Origin of the sequence: Algoriphagus sp. (assembly GCF_039969895.1) — a bacterium.
Classification (GTDB): Bacteria; Bacteroidota; Bacteroidia; order Cytophagales; family Cyclobacteriaceae; genus Algoriphagus.
Map to the genome: position 1 here is coordinate 1 of NZ_JBDVMZ010000019.1, position 5,700 is coordinate 5,700.

Genomic DNA, 5,700 nt, shown 5'->3' on the forward strand with positions numbered 1-5,700 from the left:
CCATAAACAGCGGTTTAAAACTGACAAGGAAGACCGATTCATTTTTTCCACGGGAGATACCCTTTCCAACCAAGATGCAATCGCACAAAATAAGCCTGCCAAAAACTTAATTCCTGACGAGGAAGGCATGTATTTCCGAAATTGGCGGGAACACATCAAATCTCCTGATGATATATGGAAAGAAATCATCGCAGTTACCAAAATACCTGGAATCACTTCCGCTCCTAAATTACAGCCTATTGAAACTCGATTAGTCATGCTTCAAACCGGCATGCGAGCACCTATGGGTATTAAAGTATATGGCCCTGATTTGCAGACTATCGAGAACTTTGGAATACAACTGGAAAACATCCTGAAGCAAGTTCCATCCGTCAAAGAGGAAGCAGTTTTCGCAGATAGAATCGTTGGAAAACCTTACCTGCACCTCAATATCAACCGGGAAAAAATCGCGCGATTTGGACTGACTATAGAAAATGTGCAGCAAACTATAGAAACAGCTATTGGTGGAATGAACATAACCACTACAGTGGAAGGCAGAGAGCGTTTTCCTGTGCGTGTTCGCTATCCAAGAGAATTGCGCGATGACCCTGAAAGCTTGGCTAAGATCTTTGTTCCAACTCCTACCGGAGCTCAAATTCCTTTAGGGCAACTCGTGGATTTTGAGTACAAACGTGGCCCTCAAGCCATCAAAAGCGAGGAGACTTTCTTGGTCGGGTATGTGCTTTTTGACAAAAGAGACGGGAATTCTGAGGTGACCGTGGTTGAAGATGCACGACAGTTGATCCAAAGCAAAATTGATTCAGGGGAATTGGATGTGCCCGCAGGAATTACCTACAAGTTTTCTGGTAGCTATGAAAATCAGGTTCGTGCTGAGAAACGGCTGAGTATCATCGTTCCGGCAGTATTGGCCATCATCTTTTTGATTCTGTATTTCCAATTCAAATCTGTCACTACTTCCCTGATGGTATTCACAGGAATAGCAATGGCCTTCAGTGGAGCATTTATCACACTTTGGTTTTATGGACAAGGATGGTTTGCTGATTTTGATCTCTTCGGCACCAATATGCGAGACCTGTTCCAGGTTCACCAGATCAATCTAAGTGTGGCAGTCTGGGTGGGCTTCATCGCGCTTTTTGGTATTGCCACTGATGATGGAGTGTTAATGGCCACATATCTGGATCAAAGTTTTGAACGAAATAAAACTGATACTTCAAAAGGGATACGAATGGCTATTGTGGAAGCAGGTCAGCGAAGAATCAAGCCCGCCGTGATGACTTCAGCTACCACGATCATCGCATTACTACCTATTTTAACCTCTTCGGGAAGGGGATCGGACATCATGATTCCTATGGCTATTCCAGCCTTTGGAGGTATGATCGTAGCAGCTATCACCTACTTTATTGTACCAGTTCTTTACTCCATTCGGGAAGAACGAAAACTTAAAAAAAGCTGACAATGAAAACTATCATCATATCATCCCTTTTGTTTCTCGGAGTATTCTGCTCTGCAGCTTCCCAAAGCTTAGAAGATTATTTTCAGCTAGGAGCAGAAAATAATCCAGGGCTTCAGGCTAAATACAAAGCATTTGAAGCTGCCATGGAAAAAATCCCACAGGTTGGATCACTACAGGACCCCAATTTATCTTTTGGCTATTTCCTTTCTCCTGTAGAGACTCGTGTTGGTCCCCAAAAAGCAAGGTTTTCATTGACACAAATGTTCCCATGGTTTGGGACACTGCGTGCACAGGAAGATGCAGCTGCATTGATGGCTGAAGCGAAATACCAAGAATTTCTAGATGTTAAAAATCAATTATACAGTCAATTGGCTACGGTGTATTTCCCTCTGCAAGAGTCTCATGAGCTGATTGCTCTGGAGGAAGAGAATCTAAGAATTCTTCGTACCTATTATAGTCTGGCTACTACAAAATTTGAAAACGGCCAAGGGAGTCTAGCCGATGCACTTCGGGTAGATATTCTGATTCAGACTTCAGAAACAAATTTGGAGGTTCTTCATAAGAAGATTCAATCTACCAATTCCTGGTTCAACTCACTGCTCTCCAGACCACATGACAGCGAAGTACCCATAAGTGAAAAATTAAATATTTCAGTACAGGATCGAATGATTCTCCCTGATTCCATCCAGTCCAATCCCATGCTGGAAAGTCTGGATTTGAAAATTCAGGCAAGCGAAGCGAATGAGCGTGTAGCCCAAAAACAAGGTATGCCCAAGTTAGGTGCAGGTTTGGACTATGTACTTGTGGGCGAGCGAGAGGATATGGCGGTCGCTGACAATGGTAAAAATGTACTCATGCCTATGGTGACAATGAGTCTTCCCATTTTCCGTGGAAAATACAAAGGGGCCCAAAAAGAAGCTCAGCTGATGCAGGAATCCTATTCACTGGAAAAAGAGGAGCTTACCAATAGGCTATACGGGTCTTATTACCGCTACTCCTTTGATATGAAGATACAGGATGATTTGCTCCTTCTCTATGACAGACAAATCAAAACCACCGAACAGACCTTGGACTTGCTGTACAATTCCTATAGCAATTCAGGGAGGGATTTTGAGGAGGTTTTGAGAATCCAGCAGCAATTACTCGAATTCCAAAAAATGAAATTAAAAGCCATGGTGACTTACAAGTCTTCCCTGGCACAAATCAATTATCTAACCGCTAAAACCTACTAATTATGAAAAGCAAAAGCTATGTAAAATTCGCAGCAATGATGGCCGTTTCATTCGTCATTATGTACGCAGTCATGTTTTTGAATGCAGATCTGTTCAAGCATGTGATGCTCAGTACAACTAGAACCTACATGACTATTCTGATGGTGGCGCCCATGGCCATCTCTATGATACTATTTATGTGGGGAATGTACGAAAACAAAAAAGCCAATTACATCATCCTAGTGAGTGCTGCGATAATTTTTGTAGGCACACTGACCATGCTTAGAAATCAGACTTTGATTGCTGATGTGCAATGGATGAAAGCAATGATCCCACATCATTCTTCTGCAATCATGGTGAGTCAGAAAGCCAACCTTAAAGACCCAGAAGCTCAAAAACTGGCGCAAGATATAATTGAAGCTCAGAAGCGGGAAATAGCCCAGATGCAGGATATGATCAAAAGACTGGAGGCTAAAAAGTAATAAGACATGATAAAGCTAAACCAATTACTTCATCTAATCACATGGCTTTCCCTTATGGTTGTAACCATGGCGACTGGTTATTCCCAAGAGATACCGACGGATACTTCGACCTACACACTTACTTTAAAGCAAGCAATGGTCTCAAAGGCTGGAAAGCCTGTCGCTGCAATGACGGTAAATGATGGAATTCCCGGGCCAACTCTGCGATTTAAAGAAGGAGGCTATGCTGTAATCTATGTCAAAAATGAAATGGATGAAGAGACTTCTGTGCATTGGCATGGTATCTTATTGCCAAATTTCTTCGATGGAGTACCCTATTTGACAACTCCGCCCATCAAGCCCGGTGAAACCCAGAAATATGAGTTCCCGCTGAAACAAGCTGGCACCTATTGGTATCATTCCCATACCATGCTCCAAGAGCAAAGTGGAGTGTATGGTTCAATTGTGATTGAACCTAAGGAGGAAACATTAACCTATGATTCTGAATTGGTAGTTGTTCTTTCCGATTGGACTAATCAAAAACCCCACAATGTACTGCGCAATTTGAAACGTGGTAATGAATGGTATAATATTCGTAAAGGGACTGCAACTCCTTTAAATCAGGTGATTAGTAGGGGAGGATTTAGTGCTCAGCTTAATTTTTGGAAGCAACGAATGGAAAGTGCGGATATCGCGGATATCTATTACAATGCATTTTTGAATAATGGGGAAACCACTACTGAATATCCAGATTTTACCCCTGGAGAAAAGGTGCGTGTGCGTTTCATCAATGGTTCAGCTTCCTCTCAGTTCTGGTTGACTTTCGGAGGCAAGAATCCAATGCTTGTCTCAGCCGATGGTCTAGACGTGGTGCCTATCGATCACAATAAAACTTTTATCGCTATAGCAGAAACCTATGATTTTATAGTTACGATCCCACAACAGGGCAAATTGGAAATCCGCGCTACTGTGCAAGATGGTTCTGGACAAACTTCCACCTTCTTAGGAAAGGGAGATATTATTTCTGCTCCTGATGTTCCCCGACCCGATAAAATAGATATGATGATGAAAATGGCAAAGATGGACATGAAAATGGGTGCCCCCGCCATGAAGTTTAAGCCATCTGAAGAGAAGCCAAAAGAAATGATGGATAAGTGGGGAATGCAAATGGATGATAAAATGAACATGGATGACATGGATCACTCGAGGATGGAGAAGTCTGACATGCCAATGGATCATTCCAAGATGAAAATGGAGGAGAAAAGTACCAGCGATTCATCTAAGAAAACAACTATGCAAGGCATGGATCATTCCAAAATGAACCACGACGAGTCAATGGACAAATCCATGGAAATGAAAGGCAAGATGGACATGGGAGCAACTATGGACAAAATGCCTGGCATGGACATGTTTGCTGAGTACAATTATAACTACCTCAAGTCCCCTGAGAAGACCAGCTTTCCTACCGACGAACCTGTCAATGAAGTTCTGCTGAATCTTACCGGGAATATGTGGAGATACATTTGGAGTATGAATGGAGTGCCATTGGCTGAAGCTGACAAGATCAAGATCGAAAGTGGAAAAGTGACTCGAATTACATTAAATAATCTTACGATGATGCATCATCCCATGCACTTACACGGGCATTTCTTCCGGGTAATCAATGATAAAGGAGAATATTCGCCGCTAAAGCATACCGTGAATGTACCTCCAATGCAAAAGATCACGATAGAATTTGAAGGGACTGAGGAAGGTGATTGGTTTTTCCATTGTCATGTCCTCTATCACATGATGGGTGGTATGGCACGAGTGTTCTCTTATGACACCCCACGTGATCCAAGATTGAAAGGCTTTCCTTTGAAAAAACTCCTCCATGAAACAGACGGTCTATTTAATTGGGGGACGGCAGAAGTTTCTTCTCAAATGCTCGGACTGAACCTGATGTCATCCAATATCAGAAATCAACTGAACCTGAACTTAGAGTATGGGTATAACCAGAATTTTGAGGCAGAAGTAAGTTATGAGAGGTACTTGTACGATTATTTCAGAGTCTTTGCCGGGGTAAATATGGAAAATGAGATAGAGGAGAGTTTGGATGAAATCAGCACTACGGCCGTAGTCGGTATTCGATTTCTAACTCCATACCTATTCAATCTGGATGTAAGAATGGACAGTAAGCTGAGACCAGAATTCCGGATAAGCAGAGAGATAATGGTCTTTCCTCGCACCACCATCTTCGCAAATTATGAATATCAAATGGATTTTGGGTGGACAGATACCCTTCCTGAATCCGGAGAAAACTCCAATTATAAGGGAGAAACTACCTGGTCTGCCGGAGCTAGCTATATCCTTTCCAGAAATTTCTCATTGATGGGACTTTATGATAACCGTTTCGGTGCTGGTGGGGGCTTAACTGTCAGATTTTAAGCATTCAAGTAAAAAACACACCTTCTTAGAAGGTGGCTTTGAATTGCCCCTGTAAGGGGCTTTTGGCACCGAACTAGAAGTCAAAGCCTTGTTGCTGTTCTTCTACCTTTCGTTCTTCTTTCTCTTGATACTTAACATATCGCTTGAT

Annotated in this window: 4 protein-coding genes; all 4 read left to right on the plus strand. The window is 42.4% G+C overall.

From position 1 onward, the window contains the following. Positions 1-1,453 (plus strand): efflux RND transporter permease subunit (locus ABJH64_RS14680; RefSeq protein ID WP_348334405.1); only part of this gene is annotated, 1,453 nt, incomplete at its 5' end. A 2-nt stretch (positions 1,454-1,455) separates the two neighbouring features. Continuing rightward, the gene (locus ABJH64_RS14685; RefSeq protein ID WP_348274923.1) at positions 1,456-2,685 is read left to right on the plus strand and encodes a TolC family protein; all 1,230 of its coding nucleotides are present in this window, start codon (positions 1,456-1,458) and stop codon (positions 2,683-2,685) included. A gap of 2 nt (positions 2,686-2,687) precedes the next feature. Continuing rightward, positions 2,688-3,146 (plus strand): DUF305 domain-containing protein, encoded by a 459-nt coding sequence (locus ABJH64_RS14690; RefSeq protein ID WP_348274922.1) that lies wholly within the window; start codon positions 2,688-2,690, stop codon positions 3,144-3,146. 54 nt (positions 3,147-3,200) lie between these two features. Continuing rightward, entirely contained in the window at positions 3,201-5,552 is a 2,352-nt protein-coding gene (locus ABJH64_RS14695; RefSeq protein ID WP_348334409.1) for a multicopper oxidase domain-containing protein, read from the plus strand. The last annotated feature ends 148 nt before the right edge of the window (positions 5,553-5,700 follow it).

Coding starts and splice junctions, on each gene's coding strand:
- ABJH64_RS14685 (WP_348274923.1), top strand. CDS start 1,456: ATGAAAACTATCATCATATCATCCCTTTTGTTTCTCGGAGTATTCTGC.
- ABJH64_RS14695 (WP_348334409.1), top strand. CDS start 3,201: ATGGTTGTAACCATGGCGACTGGTTATTCCCAAGAGATACCGACGGAT.
- ABJH64_RS14690 (WP_348274922.1), top strand. CDS start 2,688: ATGAAAAGCAAAAGCTATGTAAAATTCGCAGCAATGATGGCCGTTTCA.